At 58.0% G+C, this 16,922-nt stretch carries 16 protein-coding genes; 10 read left to right on the top strand and 6 right to left on the bottom strand.

Translation table 11 applies throughout. The features are described from left to right. Nucleotides 1–81 precede the first annotated feature (81 nt). From MA04_RS10125 to MA04_RS10115, 3 genes are all read right to left on the bottom strand, one after another. Entirely contained in the window at nucleotides 82–3,531 is a 3,450-nt protein-coding gene (locus MA04_RS10125; protein WP_262460332.1) for an Ig-like domain-containing protein, read from the bottom strand. Nucleotides 3,532–3,540: 9 nt separating this feature from the next. Continuing rightward, nucleotides 3,541–4,857, bottom strand: a complete 1,317-nt coding sequence (locus tag MA04_RS10120; protein WP_262460331.1) for an outer membrane protein transport protein — start codon at nucleotides 4,855–4,857, stop codon at nucleotides 3,541–3,543. 851 nt (nucleotides 4,858–5,708) lie between these two features. Then, nucleotides 5,709–5,951, bottom strand: a complete 243-nt coding sequence (locus MA04_RS10115) for a hypothetical protein (RefSeq protein ID WP_014994944.1) — start codon at nucleotides 5,949–5,951, stop codon at nucleotides 5,709–5,711. A 286-nt stretch (nucleotides 5,952–6,237) separates the two neighbouring features. Here MA04_RS10115 and eco point away from each other — a divergent pair, with 286 nt between their 5' ends. The 5 genes from eco to MA04_RS10090 all read left to right on the top strand — a co-directional run bounded on the left by eco (nucleotide 6,238) and on the right by MA04_RS10090 (nucleotide 9,876). After that, complete coding sequence (eco, locus tag MA04_RS10110) at nucleotides 6,238–6,747, top strand: serine protease inhibitor ecotin (protein ID WP_233925681.1); 510 nt, start codon at nucleotides 6,238–6,240, stop codon at nucleotides 6,745–6,747. 212 nt (nucleotides 6,748–6,959) lie between these two features. After that, nucleotides 6,960–7,574, top strand: coding sequence for a hypothetical protein (locus MA04_RS10105; protein ID WP_163126960.1), 615 nt, complete (start codon nucleotides 6,960–6,962; stop codon nucleotides 7,572–7,574). 390 nt (nucleotides 7,575–7,964) lie between these two features. Further along, nucleotides 7,965–8,648, top strand: a complete 684-nt coding sequence (locus MA04_RS10100) for a transposase (protein WP_262460330.1) — start codon at nucleotides 7,965–7,967, stop codon at nucleotides 8,646–8,648. 204 nt (nucleotides 8,649–8,852) lie between these two features. Next, nucleotides 8,853–9,515 (top strand): ArsR/SmtB family transcription factor, encoded by a 663-nt coding sequence (locus MA04_RS10095; protein ID WP_233925680.1) that lies wholly within the window; start codon nucleotides 8,853–8,855, stop codon nucleotides 9,513–9,515. Between the two features lie 97 nt (nucleotides 9,516–9,612). Next, the gene (locus tag MA04_RS10090; protein WP_063141604.1) at nucleotides 9,613–9,876 is read left to right on the top strand and encodes a DUF4351 domain-containing protein; all 264 of its coding nucleotides are present in this window, start codon (nucleotides 9,613–9,615) and stop codon (nucleotides 9,874–9,876) included. A gap of 48 nt (nucleotides 9,877–9,924) precedes the next feature. Here the strand turns inward: MA04_RS10090 and MA04_RS10085 are convergent, their stop codons facing one another. After that, on the bottom strand, nucleotides 9,925–10,182 hold the full coding sequence (locus MA04_RS10085; RefSeq protein WP_262460329.1) for a hypothetical protein: 258 nt from the start codon (nucleotides 10,180–10,182) through the stop codon (nucleotides 9,925–9,927). A 203-nt stretch (nucleotides 10,183–10,385) separates the two neighbouring features. Next, nucleotides 10,386–11,141 (bottom strand): SDR family oxidoreductase, encoded by a 756-nt coding sequence (locus MA04_RS10080; protein WP_262460328.1) that lies wholly within the window; start codon nucleotides 11,139–11,141, stop codon nucleotides 10,386–10,388. 261 nt (nucleotides 11,142–11,402) lie between these two features. On the opposite strand from MA04_RS10080, the gene MA04_RS10075 reads away from it, so the two are divergent. The 4 genes from MA04_RS10075 to MA04_RS10060 all read left to right on the top strand — a co-directional run bounded on the left by MA04_RS10075 (nucleotide 11,403) and on the right by MA04_RS10060 (nucleotide 15,621). Next, nucleotides 11,403–12,497 carry a DUF2855 family protein gene (locus tag MA04_RS10075; RefSeq protein WP_262460327.1) on the top strand — a complete coding sequence of 365 codons (1,095 nt, stop codon included), beginning with the start codon at nucleotides 11,403–11,405 and terminating at the stop codon, nucleotides 12,495–12,497. A 24-nt stretch (nucleotides 12,498–12,521) separates the two neighbouring features. Then, nucleotides 12,522–13,421, top strand: a complete 900-nt coding sequence (locus MA04_RS10070; RefSeq protein WP_163126965.1) for a LysR substrate-binding domain-containing protein — start codon at nucleotides 12,522–12,524, stop codon at nucleotides 13,419–13,421. 210 nt (nucleotides 13,422–13,631) lie between these two features. After that, on the top strand, nucleotides 13,632–14,453 hold the full coding sequence (locus tag MA04_RS10065; protein WP_262460326.1) for an MBL fold metallo-hydrolase: 822 nt from the start codon (nucleotides 13,632–13,634) through the stop codon (nucleotides 14,451–14,453). 478 nt (nucleotides 14,454–14,931) lie between these two features. Then, complete coding sequence (locus MA04_RS10060; RefSeq protein WP_262460325.1) at nucleotides 14,932–15,621, top strand: transposase; 690 nt, start codon at nucleotides 14,932–14,934, stop codon at nucleotides 15,619–15,621. Nucleotides 15,622–16,000: 379 nt separating this feature from the next. Here the strand turns inward: MA04_RS10060 and MA04_RS10055 are convergent, their stop codons facing one another. Continuing rightward, complete coding sequence (locus MA04_RS10055) at nucleotides 16,001–16,303, bottom strand: helix-turn-helix domain-containing protein (RefSeq protein WP_262460324.1); 303 nt, start codon at nucleotides 16,301–16,303, stop codon at nucleotides 16,001–16,003. Nucleotides 16,304–16,704: 401 nt separating this feature from the next. On the opposite strand from MA04_RS10055, the gene MA04_RS10050 reads away from it, so the two are divergent. Then, complete coding sequence (locus MA04_RS10050; protein ID WP_262460323.1) at nucleotides 16,705–16,848, top strand: DUF4351 domain-containing protein; 144 nt, start codon at nucleotides 16,705–16,707, stop codon at nucleotides 16,846–16,848. Nucleotides 16,849–16,922: the final 74 nt, after the last annotated feature.

Here is a 16,922-nt window from a genome sequence, read left to right as displayed (position 1 = left end):
GGTTTTCCGGGTGGTGAAACTATGGGGTGGTAGAGATATGGAGGGAGGAAAGGAGGCGGAATCCGCCTCCTTAATCGGGGTTTATTTGATCGGGTCAGTCACGTAACTTAAATGGCTCCCCATTTCGGGAATGAGAAGGTCCAGAAATCCAGCTTGGAATCCCACTGGCGCATAGAATTTCATGTCGATGGGGACGGGCTTGCTGTTGAATTGATGGATGGTCATGCGTCCATCATCAAGAAACTCTATGGGGCCTGTCAGATTCATCGACACAGGGTAGCTGTAGATATTGTGATGGGCGGTAAGACCAAAAAGATTGCCTTCCAGATATGGGGCATCTATATACAAGTCCACATCGGCATTCAGTTCCAGATTACCTAAGCCATCATCCGTTATCCAGCCTTCGACAAGTCGATTCCGGACACCCTGACTGTCTTCCGCGTACCGTATCCTCATCACCTGTGGCCCGGATGGAACAGGGACCATCTGTTCCAGTAGGATTTGATATACCTGGAAGCTGGAACTCATGATCCGGCCGGGATGGATAAGAACTTTAAGCCCTCTGCCTTCCACATACTCACTGGTTACCTCGGCATTGATGCCGCCGCTGATGTAGGTGAACTTTTCTTTTGGACAAACCAAAGGATCCCCGGTGCTATCGTTTGTCAGCTCAGCGCCTTGGGGGTAGTTAAAGCCACAGCCGATTGTTCCGCTGTTCAGAAGCATCCTTTCGGCCTGAGCCTGGCCAAAGGGCTTACCTCCCGGGGTTCTGGTTAAGATCTTGGCGCTGTTGGGAAGAGGACGTACACCGTCAGGGTCCAAAAGGGGATCTGTATAAGGGTCGGGCTCATCGCTCGGTATGGGCTCTTCCAAGGCATACTCAAATGGAACATAGCCAGTGGAGTTGGGGCCGGTTTCCGCCACGGTATGATTCATCTCGTGAAACAGGTTTGCGTTGGTATCCGCGGTAGGCAGGTTGACCAGTGACAACAGCACGCTTCCAGACTCCGCTGTCCCTTTGAAAATCTGACTGAACGGGGCGCCACCGCCGTTCGGTAAAGCGGTCGCTGATGTGGTTATGTAAGTGCCACGGTCCTGACCTGGAACCAAGGCTTGGTTGATTTTCGATTCAGGAAGCTGCCTGGTTTGCAGAGGAAAACCGTCAACCCCACATATCGCTTGCTGGTCGCAGGTATTGGATTGCCAGTCTCCATTGGATACCAGCGTATAGCGGTAAAGCTGGCCGTCTTTCCATTTTTCATCCGGCCAGAATTTGATTACACGACTATTTAGCTCGAGTGCACCGGAAACTTCGGAAGAGGCTGTCCCCTCAGTGTCGATTTCTTCAACGATAAAGTTACGTCCGAGCTCTACGCTTTCAGGGTCGATATCTTTTGAAAAGCGAACAATGATCGGGCGATTCGGAGGTATTGTCGATACCGGTAGGTAATCATCCTCGGGCTGAAGATCGTCTTCCGTTAAGGGGATGCCTGGGAAGTCTTCTTGATATACGCCGGAAAAGCCGCCAGCACAACGACCTGCTATATCGTTGGGCAAGTCTGCAAGAGAGAAGTCGATCAGGCATGCATAACCGGGATATGTACTCAATACGAAAGGAGCCCATTGAGTAAGTACGGGTGGGTTTCCGAAGTTGTCAGCCCCTCCAATAACTTGTTGTACCTGTACTGGTAATTCGATGGTGCGATCAAGAACGCCATTGAATGGGTTGCCCGCGAAATCGGTGATACCACTTTGCAAGCTGATATTGTAGGAGATTCGATCTAGTTCCTTACTTTGTTCTAATGGCTGGTCTGGTTTAATAACCAGGGCACTACCATCTATGTGGAGTGCTACAGGGACATCGCTTTGAGTGCCGCCTTCGTTCTTAACCAATCGAACCCGACCTTGCAGAGATACTGTGTCCAGCGGCTCACTGAAGTTAAGTACTATCGGGTCCCCAGGTTTAGCGAGGGTAATTTTATCCACACCTCCCGTGCTTGAATTATCTCCCAATGTCCAACTTTGCAGAACCGGCGGCTCGTTATCTTCCATCTCAGCCACCGCATCCACCGGCGGATTCTGTTGGTCTTTGTAAGACTGCAGCTGGAAGCTGAGCAAGCCGTAGCCGTATTCCTGGCCGAGCACGTTGGGTTCCACCACGCTGACGGCGTCGATGTTGAGCACGCCTTCGGTGGTGTCCACGGCGGCGGTGCCGATCAGTTCGATGTGCAGAATGTCCTGGGTGAAGGCGCCGTTGGTGCGCGGGTCCTCGGTGGCGATGGCCACGTCCATGAACAGGTGCACGATGCGCAGGGCGTCGCTGCGGTTGCTGTTATAGGGGTTGGGCACCAGGTAGCCGGTGGCGTCGCTGAGCATGCGCATTTCCACCTGGCCGGAGGAGAAGCCCGCCGGTACGTGGCCGCCGATCAGTACGTCGATGCTGCTGCCGTCGAGCACGGTGTTGCGCGGCAGACGGATCGGGGTGACATCCGGGTACTGGGTGACGTCCGCCAGTTCCGCCATGACCGCGTTGTTGCTGGCCTGGGTGATGTTGGCGTCTTCGCCCAGCAGTACGCCGTTCACCGGCACCTCGTTGATTGGCTTGCCGGTCAGCGGTGACAGATTGGTGCGGTTGGCGGAGTCGGTGATGCGTTGCACCAGCACCGCCGGTTCACCACGCGGTGAGGAATCCTTCGGCGTAAAGGCGATTTCGTCGCCGCCGAAGGTCTCGCCATAGACGCTGGTAATGCCATCGCCCAGGCGCAGGGTGTAGGTTTCTCCCGGCGTCAGGTAGGAGAAATACTGGTCTTCGGGATCGTCGGATTGCGGGTTCGGGTCCACCGTCATGTAGCGGTCGTTGACCACCAGCACCGCGTCCACCAGATTGCCCTGGCTGTCGTACAGGCCCACGTTGTCCGCCGGCGCGGTGCTGCTGGCCGGGGCGTCGCCGTAGTGCACGGTGGCCGGGTCGATGGGCTGGCTGAACTGGAAGCGGAAGGTGGAGAAGTCCATCACCGGTTCGCTGCTACCGCCGTCGGGGATGCGCCGCTCGATGACGAAGTCGTCGCTGCTGACCACAAGGGAACGCGGGCCCTCATGCAGCGGCCGGGTGGTGAAGCCCAGCACCTGATTGGCGGCGGTGCCTTTTTCCAGTTTCAGGTTCCTGATCACCACGGTGTAGTCGGTGAGCGGTTTGAGTTTGTCGTCCGGGGTTAGCACCAGGCCGCGCGGTTCGCCGTCCACGGTGGAGAAAGTGGCGGCCAGGGTTGGACCATTGGCGTCGCCTTCATGCAGGGTAATCGCCGCCTCGGCGGCGTCCACGGTGACGGCGCTGGAGAAGCGCAGTACCACCGGGGCCGGGGTCGGCACTTCGGTCTGGCCGTTGTCGGGGTAGGCGTAGAGCAGGCTCTGGCGTTTGCTTTCACCCGCGTCGGGTCCTGGCATGTCGCTGCCGCCACCGCCGCCGCAGGCGCTGAGGATGAGAGCGGAGGCAATCAGCAAGCCCCCCCGCTTCAGGGTCAACGTATTCATGTCTACTCCTTAGAACTGCATGCTGATGGAGGCGGCGAAAACACTAACGTCACCGTCGGTCTTGACGCGGTCGTTGTTGCCGGTCTGGTCGGAGATCAAACGGAAGGCCCGCTCGCCGATGGCGTGGTACTGGTAGGCCAGATCGAAGCGCACCGGGTGTTTGAAGCCGTAGACACGGTTGGCGGTGGCGTGGAAGCCCAGGCCAAAGATGGTGCGGCGGGCGTCCAGGTAATTGATTTCCCGGTTGACGCCGGTTTCCAGCGGGGACTCCTGATAGGCGATGCCGCCGGAGAAGCCGATGCCGGGCTCGAACTCGTATTCCACACCGATACGCGGGGTGAAAGTGTCGCGGAATTGAAGATCGCCGACGTCCTTGATGTCATCGTGGCCACTGGTCAGTTTGTCTTCCAGCTTGGACCATTCCTGGAATTCCAGAGCGACGCCGGTACGCCACTTGCCTTTTTTCACCTGAGTGCCGAACACATAGGTGTTGGGCTGGTAGGAGTCAATGGTGCTCAGATTGATGAACAGGCCGGGTTCCGGGATGGTTTCCGGGATGACCATGTTGGCGTCAACGCTGACACGGGCATAGGAGTAGCCACGGAAGGCAAAGGCGGTTTCCACGCCGTTGTACCAGCACTCGGCGTCGGGGCAGAAGGTTTCCTTCCAGTCCAGGCTCATGCTGAGGATGGGGCGCAGCACCGGCTTGGCAGTAACGTCCAGTTGCTCGTACTGGGTATCACCGGCGAGGTTGCTCCAGGCATAGAGCTTGGCGTCGGAGTGCAGGGTGATGCGGGTGCCGAAGCCGATGGCCAGGCCACGCCAGATATTGGTGCCAATACCGAGGGACAGGAACAGGGGCTCACGGCCATGGCTGAAATACTGGCCATAGGGGGCGGTGCTGGAGTTGAACGCCATCAGTTCCTGGGAGTATTTCTCGGATCCGAGCAGCAGGCCGAGCACGATGGGCTGGCCCAGTTCGGTGATGTCGGAGAGATCAGTGCGCAAGCCGAGCAGGATCTGCTGGGCGGGATCGTCCTGCACCTTGTAGGTGCCGTGGTTCTGGCTGTCCGCCTTGAGGTTGGGATCGGCGTGCATGAGGCCAGCGGTCATCTCACCGCGGGTGTCGCGGGCCAGATAAGCGGGATTGTAGAAGGCGGTGGAGACCTGGGTATTGAACATGGACAGGGCTTGCACGGTGGCGACGTCGCTGGGCATGACGCCGTAGGTGGTGGCCAGGTTACCCATGTTCGCGGAAGCGATCGCGGGGGCGAGCAACAGTGCGCCGGCGCGAATTCCATTTCTCAGGCGGGAGCGTGATGACATTGGTGACAATCCTCCAATTTCTTATGTGATCTTCTTGGCGTTTTTTTTATGTAGTGCCGCCCTCGGATTCGGGAGAGTAAAGGGTTGGAGCGGCGTACAAGGGGTAGGGTAGGACAGAAGTCACTGTGTCCAGAATTTGTCATTGAAAAGAGGCTCTTCAAGACACTTGACGAAATGGAAAAAATTAGAAAAAACAGATAGTTATGATTTTTATGTAAGCGTGGTGTAACGCTCTTTTGGTGCTAAGGTCCAAGGAAAAAAGAAACAAAAATGCCAAAAAAGTTTACCTTGGCGTGGCCAATATGGGGACACAAATCGTATACCCTGTTCGGCGCTGTACTCCGAAAAAGGGGACATGAACGATAAGGCGAAGGGATTAGCGCCGGAATGCCCGTAAAGTAAGGGCTCGGCTCTTGTTCTTGTCCGCCATGCATCATCGATTTTTAAGTAAACACATGTTCACAACCGTGATGACGGCGATTTTTGTCCCGGCTGCCAACCGGGGGAAACGGACTGCTAAGCGTCTGTAGGAGCCAGCCTTGCTGGCGAACCGGCTTGGCATGGCAATATTCGCTTGCAGGCAAGCTCCCACAGCGGCTTCGTAGCATGGTCTGTAGGAGCCAGCCTTGCTGGCGAATTCCGGCCTCTGACGTTGGGATATTCGCTTGCAGGCAAGCCCCCACAGCGGCTTCGTGGAGCGGTGGGGTTTTGAAAGGAGAGGTGGAAAAAATACGATAAAGCCCGTTTCCCGAAGCCCGGATCGGATCTCGGGCTTCAGGCATTGTTTGTCCCCGAGACGGGTCAGTGCTGACTGCCGGTGCCGCGAAGCCAGCTCAGGATCGATTCCCGTGTCAGGTAATGAGGTTTTGCGCGTGGCCGTTGGTCTTGGGCCGTTCGGGCTTTAAACGACCCAGTTTGACGTTTTTTGACGCACGCACCTCACCGTTGGAAAAGGTATAGACGTCTCCGGTTTCGGAGAGAAACACGGTCCAGTAGAGCTCGTGTTCCGGCCCATAGTCGATCAGTACGTGGGCCAGTCCCTCGCCCCTGGGGGTATTCAGGGGAATCGCCGGATTCAACTGAATCATCATCATGGCCAGAACCTCCATGGTTAATGCCAACACCCCGATTGTGGCGTGAGGTGAGGCGGAAACACCATAAAAGGACTGTAAAAGTAGATGAACGGTTACCTGTTTTACCGCATTTGACCGCTTTTCAGCAGTTTTCGATGCAACCTTTGTGTGTGATCGCCGATCACAGGGAAACCCGCCCCGGCTGTCCCACAAACTTCGCGCAGGTGGCTTGGAGCGGAAGTGCGAGAACGGGTAGTTTAAAAGGCGTGTCCAACGGCACGACCGCATAGTGAATGGAGGCTGAAGAATGAATTCAAGGATCAATGCTCTGCTGGGCGGCGTGCTGCTCACCGTTACCTTGCCCGCCCTGGCGGCCGAGTCGGAGCCGCGCCCGCTGGAGCCTCTCCCACTGGAGAAAGTCGCCCCTTATCCGCAAGCGGAGGAAGGTTACCAGCGCTGGGTGATCCGCCTGCCCGAAACGGAGAATCCGGCACGCATGCAAGTGGAGCTGATGCCCGGCAAAATCCAGTCGGTGGACTGCAACCACACTTGGTTTCACGGCAAGCTGGAGCAACAGACCCTGGAGGGATGGGGTTATTCCTACTGGCGGCTGAGCGATGTCAGCGGGCCGGCGTCCACGCTGATGGGCTGTGGCGACGACACTCGCCGTGACGCCTTTGTCGGCGTCAACGGTGACGGCTTCGTGCTACCCTACAACAGCCGTCTGCCGGTGGTGGTGTACCTGCCGGAAGGGTTCGAGCTGCGCTATCGCCTGTGGCGCGCGGATGAGGAGCAGCTGGAGGCGGAGCAGGAGTAGGCGCTATCCCGGCGGTGGGGTGCACGCCCACGTCGTTCGCCGCCAGGGCAGCTCCCACAGCGGCTTCGTAGCCCCTGAGTGGGAGCTGCCCTGGCAGCGAATACAGCGCCCTGGGAACCGATTCACAATTTCGGCGCCAAGCCAAGACAACAACCGCTTGACTGGTGTTCAATGTCAGGCACGATGGAAGAAAAAAGTGCTCAGGAGGAGCCATGTCCCGGACCCAGCGTCCCGTTATAAACGGATATTTCAATTACTTCGAGCAATGCGGAGACGCCATGCGCAGCGTGTTCCGCGATAACCTCGATTGCCGCCGCTATCTCGCCAACCTGTACGAACTCAAACTGCGTTTTGAAGTGCCGATTTATGCCTGGTGCCTGTTGCCCGTGAGCGCCAGCATCCTCACCGGCCCGTTTCGCAGTAGCGACGACGCCACCGAATTCATGCAGTCACTGAGCCTGTTCCAGGTGGAGCCGCGCCGTATGCCGGCTCCGAGCACCGCCAGCCGCCGTTGGGAACAGCGTTTTCAGTTGTGTCAGGTGGCCCCGGGGTACTGGCCGCTGGCGTGCATGCGCTACATGGAATTCCTGCCGGTACGGGCCGGTGAGTGTGACATGCCCTGGAATTACGCCTGGAGCAGTTTCCGGGCGCGCATGGGCATCGAGCCCAGTGCCTTGCTGGATCCCTACCTGGGCTACCTGCGCATGGGGAATGACGAAGAAGATCGCCGGGAATGCTACCGGCTTTTCATGGGGCGCGGCGTGCCGGATGGCGAGGCCGCGACCATCCGTGAAGCCCTGCTCAGAGCATCGCCGTTAAAAGGGTAAAACGACAAAGAGTAACGACGATTTCTGCCTTCCAAGCCAACATTGGCTCTTTCACGGCACCACAGGGTGCCGTTTTTTTTGCTTATCAAACTTGCCTCTCAGGTTTTAACGGCATCTTCAAAGAGCGTTGTTATTATTATTTCAATAGTGTCTTCCGCTATTTTGAAATCGCGTTTTTATACGGAAAAACAAGGTTCGTCGCCTTTTTTTAGGTAGGTTGTCGCGGCACAACAAAAGGGGACAGATAAAATCCGTACTATGGTGCCGATTTCGGGTTGGTATTTTTAGTTTGAAGTGTAAAATTATCGAAACATAATTAAAGACTGTGCAGAGAGCATGGCTATGCCACGGAAGAGGCGTTTTATTCTTCCAGACTTCCCCTGTCATATCATGCAGCGAGCCCGAGCCGGTGAGCGGATATTCCGGGAGGTGGAAGAATTTCATAAATACTTGCTGGATGTTCAGGATCTGCGCACCAAACTGGGTGTGAGGATTTATGCATGGTGCCTGTTGAGCGATCAGGTCAATCTGCTGCTTGATCCCATGGGCGATCCCCAGCGCATTAGCGAATTCATGAAGTCGCTGTCGGTGAGAACGGTGCGTCGGCACAATCGCATCGCCAAGCGTAATGGCCGGCTCTGGGATGGGCGCTATCGCTCCAGTCCGGTGCAATGGGGCCCGTGGTCGTTGTCCAGCATGCGTTATATCGAAACTCTGCCCTTGAGTATGGCGGGGGTGGAGCATATTGATCATTACGACTGGTCCAGCCATGTTATCCGTATGGGATTCATGGCCGGTTATCCGCTGGATAATCATCCGGATTATCTGGCTCTGCACAGCGATGAAACAGAGCGGCAAAAGCTCTACCGCCGGCTTCTGACCCGGGAGATGGAGGACGCCGAATGGTGCCGTATCCATAACGCTATTCACCGCAGCCAGCTTACCGGCGATGACCGCTTTATCGACCAGGTGGAAAAGGCCACTGGTGTCCGCCTGGCCAGCCGCGGCCCCGGCCGCCCCAAGGGCTCGTTGTCCCGAACCCCCCGCCGCCGCAAGGCACGCCGCCGCCGCTGAACGGCCAGCTACAAGGCCAGCCCCATTCGCCAGCAGGCTGTGGTTCCCACAGCCTGCTGGCGAATACCCAACACCAGAAGCCCCATTCGCGTTGCAGGGCCACCATGGGAACCTCCTACAGGGAGCGACGGCAGTGATTGCGATAAAACGCGACCTTGGATAAGGTTTTATTCAATTGATTTATTGATTATTTGAGGTCCGTGCATGCCGGTATCCCGCCAGGAACTGTTTGATGTGCTCTCCCAGCTGGGCCGTGCTTTGGGCAACGGCCATCGGCTGGCGCTGCTGGAGCATCTGGCGCAGAAGGAGGCGCCGGTAGAGGAGTTGGCGGGGGCCAGCGGCCTGTCCATCGCCAATGCCTCGCAGCATCTCCAGCATCTGCGCCGCGCCGGGTTGGTCACCGCCCGCCGGGACGGGCGGCAAATGGTCTATCGGCTCACCGATGAGCGCATTCTGAGGCTGCTGACTCTGCTGCAAGAGGTGGCGGAAACCCATCTGGCTGAAATGGAACGCCTTATGGGGCGGCTGTTCGCCGACGATGATGCCGGCGAAACCCTCGAGCCGATGACTCGTGTTGAATTACAGCGAGCCTTGGAGCAGGGGGCGGTGACCTTGCTGGACGTGCGCCCCAATGCGGAATATCAGGCCGGGCACCTGCCGGGCGCCCTGAACGCACCGATAGCGGAGTTGGAGAGCATGCTTTCGGCGCTGCCACGGGACCGGGAAATCGTTGCCTATTGCCGTGGGGTCTACTGTGCGTTCTCCCATGACGCCGCGCGCCTGCTGCGTGAACGGGGCTTCCAGGTGCGCCGTTATCAAGCGGGCATCCTGGAGTGGCGCGCCGCGGGGCTGCCGTTGGTGGATTAGGGGCTAGCCGGGAGCCTGACATCTGTTAGACTCGAAGTCAGATCATGGAATGTCAAACGCCGTGAGGCGCGGACGAAACTGGCAAGAGGCAAACACCATGCTGGTAGAAAGAATAAAAGAATCGCAACAACAATATCGACAGGCGGGCCTGTCCCAGGGCGTGGCTCAGCAATGGCAACAGGGCGTTGAAAAGGGCGCCACCGATGTCGCCCGGTCCATCCTGCAACGGCAACTGCAGCGCCGTTTCGGTCACGTCCCTCCCCATATCGAAGCGCAACTGAACGCGGCGCGCCTGGACGAGCTGGATCAGTGGATCGATCGCTTGTTCGATAGTCTGACCATTGGCGAAGTATTCCGCTGATCCGGCGTGATGATGTGCCGCCAGATGGCGGTGCTCAAGGGCTCTGGCTCATTTTTCCGAGGTGCTTTGCTGCCGCCAGGCCCAAAGCGCGGCAAGGGCGGGAATGCCGAAAAGAAACAGATGCACCAGCAACTCTTCACCGAGAGCGTAGCCGGCGCGCAGCCCCAGGCTCAGGTTAACGGCACTGACCAGCAGCCACACCACGATGAACCCCAGGGCCGCGCGGCCACGCCAGTGGGGGCGGCTGAATAACTGCAACATCCCCAGCAACAGCAGCCCAGCGGCGATGAAAATAAGCGTACGCATAAGTGTTTCCCCAAATTAATACGCCCGTTCACATGCAATAGAGGGCGGGCTGTGGGAGCTTGCCTGCAAGCGAATATTGCAAACTCATTCGCTTGCAAGCAAGCTCCCACAGCGGCTTCGTGGCATTCTCTGTGGGAAGCTGGCTTGCCAGCGAATACAGCGCGAAATCATATCTCCTGGACCAATAGGCTGGCCACGGACCCTCAGCGCGTGGTGTAGCCGCCGTTGGCGAAAATCGTTTGGCCGGTGATCCACCAGCCTTCGGTGGCGAGGAAGCGAACAATGGGCTCGATGTCCTCGATCCGGGTCAGATCGCCATTCATCGCCTGGGATTTATGAAACTCCACCCGTTCCGGGGTTTCTTGGGGATAGAAGAACGGCGTGTCCATGGGGCCCGGTGCGATGGCGGTGACGGAGATACCACGGGAACCAAATTCCTTGGCGGCGGCCCGGGTGAAATGATCCACCGGCGCTTTACCGCCGGCATAGGTGGAATAGCCGTCGGTGAAGGCCCCCAGCAAGGCGGTGACGATGGTGATGATCTTGCCGTTGTCGTTGAGGGTCCGGCCCGCTTCCTTGATAAAGAAATAAGCCGCTTTGGAATTGATGTCGAACATCGAGTCGTACTCGTCTTCCGACGTTTCCAGGATCGGCTTGCGCAGTACCTTGCCCACCGTGTTCACGGCGATGTCCACGCCGCCAAAGTGGGATCTGGCCTGATCGAACAGAGCGGTGACCTGGTCCGGTTTGCTCAGGTCGCCCTGTACCGCCAGAGCTTCACCGCCAGCGTCCTTGATCGCCTGTACCGTGGCTTCGGCGTCATCCTTGGAGCCGTCGCTGTGGTAGTGCACCACCACCTTGGCCCCGCCTTCCGCCATCTTGCGGCTGATCAGGCCACCCAGGTTCTTGGCGCCGGCGCCGATCACGGCGACTTTGTTTTCCAGAGTCTGCGCGGTCATATCCGTTATCTCCTTTACTGGATTTTAGCTGCGTATGCGATGCGGCGAATCCTCGAATCAAGGGAAGAGGAGGTCACCGTCCTCGTTGAGGTTAACCACCCGCCTTCCCGGGATAATGCCTCCTTTTTCGACAGCAGTGTTCGAACTCAACGAACAATAAGTCCACCCGTCTTGTTTGCCGCAACGCGGATTGCGCTTAACGCAATCGACCCGGGGAAATCGTGCCGCCTAGGATGAGCCTTCCAGAGGGAGAGCATGATTATGAACAATAGTGACCTGGCCGATTTTCTTGTGCGGCGCGACGATCCGCGTACCTTCCGCTGGCAATGGGATAAGCAATTACCCCCTTTGCCAGAGGGCGAAATCGAGGTGGCGGCGGAGAAATTCGCGCTCACCGCCAACAACATCACCTACGCGCGTTTGGGAGACAGCGGCCGTTACTGGGATTTTTTCCCGCAGGCGGACGGTTGGGGTTCGGTGCCGGTGTGGGGGTACGGGCATGTCATCGCCTCCCGGCATGAGGAGATCGCAGTGGGAGAACGGATTTACGGCTACTTCCCAATGAGCAGCCACCTGCGCCTGGCACCGGAAAAAGTGACCGCCCGGCGGTTTTTGGACGGCGCCGGACATCGCCGCGAGCTGCCGTCCACCTATAACGAATACAGCCGTGTAACAGAGCCGGAAACAGAGCGGGAAAACCCCCATCTGGTGTTGCGGCCCTTGTTCAGCCTGTCATTTTTCCTGGCTGACTGGTTACAGCAGCAGCGGGCCTTCGGCGCCGAACAGATCCTGATCTCCAGTGCATCCAGCAAGACCGCCTTGGGATTGGGCTTCATGCTGACTGGAGCGGACCGCCCCGCCGGCGAGGTGATCGGGCTTACCGCGCCGGCCAATCAGTCCTTCGTGGAAAGCACCGGACTCTACGACACGGTGCTGTGTTATTCCGATCTGGATACGGTCCGGCGTCGGCCATCGGTGTATGTGGACATCTCCGGCAACCAGGGCAGCAGGGCGGCGGTGCATCGCCATCTCGGTGATGATCTCCGTCACAGTTGCCGGGTAGGCTTTACGCACTGGGACGCGGCCTCGCCGAACCTGCATGAGCAGGAGCCGGATTTGCCGGGCCCGCCGCCAACCTTGTTTTTCGCGCCGGACCACATTCTCGCCCGGCGGCGGGCCTGGGGCGCGGAACGTTTGGCCGAGACGGTGCGGGATCACTCCGCGCGCTTTTACCGGCACGCGGCACGATGGCTGGAAATCCAGTCGTCCCATGGGCCGGAAGCGGTGGAGCAGGTCTACCGTGAGGTGCTGGAGGGCCGGGCACGCGTCGATCAGGCAAACGTGCTTTACTGGTGATCTCTTGTCGGAGGAGATGCGAATGTGAACCGGCGCTCGCCACCCTGGGGGGCAATAGAGGCGTTCATTGTCGCCGCGCGTACCGGAGGGTTTCGTGACGCGGCGGAGAAGCTGGGGCTGAGCCCATCGGCATTTTCACGCCGCATCCAGGCCTTGGAAGAACACATCGGCGTGCAACTGTTTGATCGCTCCGGGCCCACACCGCAACTCACCGCCGCCGGCCGCCGTTATCTTCTGCGCCTGGAGCCCGGCTATCAGGCCCTGCGCGCCGCCACCGAGTGGATGGCTCCGGATCCATCACACCGTCCATTGCGGGTGGGAATCTCCCAATCTCTTGCTATCAGCTGGCTGTTGCCCCGCCTGCATCGCTTTCAGGCGTGTGAACCGGGCATCGAACTGATCCTGCAAACCCGTTCCGGTGACATTGATCTTCTGGGCGGCGCCGCGGATGTGGGGATTCTCTTCGGTGACGGGCAATGGCGCCATCTGGTCTCGGAGCCGTTGATGGCGGTTACCGCCGAGGTGGTCTGCGCCGAACGGCTGGCCTACGATCTGCCGCCGCCCGCACGGATTGAGGATTTGCCTCGTCACCGCCTGCTTGAAGCGGTGTATCCCGCCAACCAGTGGCGCGACTGGTTCCACTGGGCGGGGCAACCGTCCTGGTCCGGCCAGGAACGGCTTCGTTTCGACAGCTTGCAGGTTTTGTATGAAGCCGCCGCCCGTGGCCTCGGTGTCGCCCTTGGTGTTCGCCCCCTGGTGACCCCGTTTCTGGAAAGCGGGCGCCTCGCCGTGGCCTTTCCCGGCACCTGGGCGATTCCCGGCCATTACCACATCGCCACCGCGCCCGGGCGCCGGCATGACCGGGCCGTGCAAGTGTTCTGGCAGTGGCTGAAGGAGGAGGCAGGCGCGCCGGAGAACGCCTGACGCCGACAATAAACGGTGTCAATATGCCTTTGCGTTGCCCACTGCTATAGAGTGTCTACTGGTATTGCATGACATTCTTTCAAGAAGGTTAATAAAATGAATTCAGGCAAGAACAATAAGGCTTCCATTATAACGGTCCAGCGCGCTGACTTCGGTCGTGTTTCCGTCCTTTTTGGTGAAAAAAGCGGAAAATACCCCGATGGTAACCAGGTGCTTATTCGGGGAACCGATACTCGCGCGGCGTTCGACACTCCGATTGTCTCGAACTATATCGGCGCGGAGTTCGACGCCACCGAACTGGTGGTGATGGGGCACGTGCATGAAGACCATATGGCGGGGCTGCACCGTCTGCCCGAAGCCGAGGTTCATGTGCATGAGGCCGACTTGCCATCGGCGCGCAGCTGGGAGGGCCTGGTGGCCGCCTTTGGCATGACATCGGAGCAGCGTATCGAGCAGACACTGAAGAAGTTCCAACGGGACTTTTTCTACGCGCCCCGGCCCGATGCACAGGGGTACCAGGACGGCGCGTGCTGGGAACTTGGCGGCTCCACGGTTCGGGCCTTCCACATGCCCGGGCATACCGCGGGCCACTGTGTGCTACTGGTGGAACCCGAGGGTGTGGCCTTTATCGGTGATATCGATCTGACCGGGTTCGGCCCTTATTATGGGGACGCCTGTTCGAACCTGGGTGACTTCCGCCGCACCCTGGCGCGGCTGCCGGATATTCCCGCCAAAGTCTGGGTCACCTCCCATCACCGGGGCGTCTACACCGATCGGGAGCATTTCCTCAATGACCTGGCCGCCTTCGCCGCCAAGATCGATCAGCGCGAGCAGCGGCTGCTGGATCTGCTGAGTGAATCTCCGAAAACGCTGGAGCAGTTGGTGGAGCAGCGGCTTCTCTATCCTGCCGGGTTCAACGCCGCCTGGGTCACGGACGCCGAGACCCGCACCATTTCCCAGCACCTGGCCGAACTTACGGCCAATGGGCGGGTGATCATGGACCAACCGGGTATCTATCGGCTGGGGAATTGAGCGCCTTCGCACCCTCTGAAAAACGTCATGCCGGACTCGATCCGGCATCTCCTGCCACGAAGCCATGCTCCCTGCGGAGGGCGATCCCCGGGGTGTTGTCCAAAGATTCCCCTATGCCCATTTTAAGAAAGAGCTGACTTCGCTTTTATCCTTATGAACGGAAGGGCGGTTTTGGCCCCGATCTTATTCCATTTCCTGTAATAAACATAAAAGAAAGGCAGTGAATTGGCGCTATCGCAAAAACCAGATCGAAGAGAATTGCGAAAAATGGAAGCGAAGAGCGAGAGCCTTGAAAAGACGCAGAGCGGCCCCGGAAGTGATCGACGCTAGGATAATTATTTGTTATAAATCGAATTGTATAAAAATAATACAAGAACGCAATTTCCTGTCAGCGCCATACCGGCATGAGGAAGTCAGCGCAGCCACCTGAAAACACAATGATTTCCGATAGGGCCAAAGGCGACTATGGAGCAGGGGCATGTCAAGGAAGAAACGAACTCTGGTGGTGGGGGAAGCTCATCACGTCTTTGAAGAAAGTCATAACCGGGAACCGGTATTCATCGAGGACCAGGATTACCAGGAGTACCTGCGTCTTCTGCAAGTGGCCAAAGCCCGCTTCCAGGTGCGGGTGCATGGTTGGTGCCTGTTGCCCGGTGCCGCCCATTTGCTGCTGCGCCCCATGCGCAGGGCGGATGACCTCAGCTGCTGCGTTCAGTATGTGCAGCGCCGCTACAGTCAGGACTTCAACCACCGCCATGGCCGGGATGGCGCGCTTTGGCATGGACGCTTCCGCAGCGCCTTGGTGGAGCCCGGGCAGTGGCTGTTGGCGGACCTGCGTTACATGGAGCTGTTGCCGGTGATGGAGGGACTGAGCAGGTCGGCGGGGCGTTACCGTTGGAGCAGTCATGGGGCGAGGATGCGCGGCGACCACCCTGGATTGATCGATTTCAACGAAGGTTTCCTGCATCTGGGACCGGACATCAACGGCCGCCGGGACGCCTTCAGGGAACTGTTGTCGATGGGCTGCGAGGAGCGCGAACGGGAGCGTATCGAAACCGCGGTGAAGCGCAATCAATACATCGGTAGCCGGGCCTACGCCGACAAGCTGGAAAAGCTTACCGGGGAGCGTCTTCACTTCCGTGGGCGTGGCCGGCCCAGGAAGAAATAACCGTGGCGGCGCCTTCAATTCGGGCTTTTAATAAGAGCGTAAGTCGCTCTTTTTATTGAAGTTTTTCATTGAAAAAGGTTGTCTGGCCAGGCTGGATAAGCGATAGTGATCCGTATCGATCGGGAGCATTGTGTTTCCAATCGTGGATGAACTTGTTGGTTTTTGCTGTTGTTTATGCACGCTCAGCCAGGGCGCCCTGCCTTCTTCAATATTGGCCCCAAACCAATAAGCCTCTGGCTTGAGCGTTTTTTTCCCCTTTGGAGTACATCTTCGAGGCTCATGGAGCCGGTGTTCGACTAGCACCCACCCGAGATTCATTCCCCAAACCAAAAACCTTCGCTAGCAAGGCTGACTCCTACATGGGATCCCAAAGCTCTAGCTACAACGTGATCTGGTGGTGCTTACCATCCGGTAGCTCTATATCGAGTCGAACTTTTCCACCCGCCGCTTCGATATAGCGCTTCAGGGTAGAGAGCTTCAGGTCCTGCCCCGGCTTTTCCATACCCGCGATGGTGGGCTGCTTCACTCCGAGCGCCCGGGCCATTTCAACCTGCGTTTTGCACATGAGGCCACGGATCTCGTTAAGATGAATGTTGAGAAGGATGGTGTCGGCCTTTTCCTTCGCCTTTCTGACGACCTCGGGCTTTTCGGTCCTCAGAATCTGATTCAGTGTTTTTCCCACTTCAGCCTCCTTCTTTTACCGTATCCGCGTAAGGGCGAGGCAGATAGGGGCCTTTCTGCTCCAGAACGAGCATTGCCGCGATTATATTTACCCGATCAGAATCGCCACGCCCTTTGAACCACTGGTCAAACAGATCCGTTGTTTGAACTTTCCACATTTGGACACTCAATTATAGTTTAAAGACTATATAGGGTGTGGGCTATTGTTAATGCTCATGACGCTCGCGCCAATCTGCCCGTTAGGAGGGCTGCCTGGCGATACTTTCTATTTATGGAAAGAGTATGCTGGAGGTTTAGAAGGGAATCTGTCAGCTCGCGAGGAAATGGGTGTCAGCCGCAGCAGTGCGGATGTAGGAAAAGATCTCCGGGCGAAATAAATCTGGTCGCCGTTGCGTTCTCGACATGCTGCTGCGTCAGCTACGGCGCCGCTTCGGCGAAGTGCCGGCGGAGATCGAAACCAGGCTGAACGGCGCCAGCCGGGAACAGCTGGAAGATTGGATCGACCGCGTTTACGAGGTGGAGACGGTGGCGGCGGTGTTCGACTAGCACCCGCTGTAGGAGCCTGCCTGCAGGCGAATTTTTCTCTCTTCAAAACCTTCGCCAGCAAGCTAGCTCCCACA

The organism is Alloalcanivorax balearicus MACL04 (genome assembly GCF_025532145.1).
Classification (GTDB): domain Bacteria; phylum Pseudomonadota; class Gammaproteobacteria; order Pseudomonadales; family Alcanivoracaceae; genus Alloalcanivorax; species Alloalcanivorax balearicus.
This window is presented reverse-complemented; position numbering and strand designations above follow the sequence as displayed.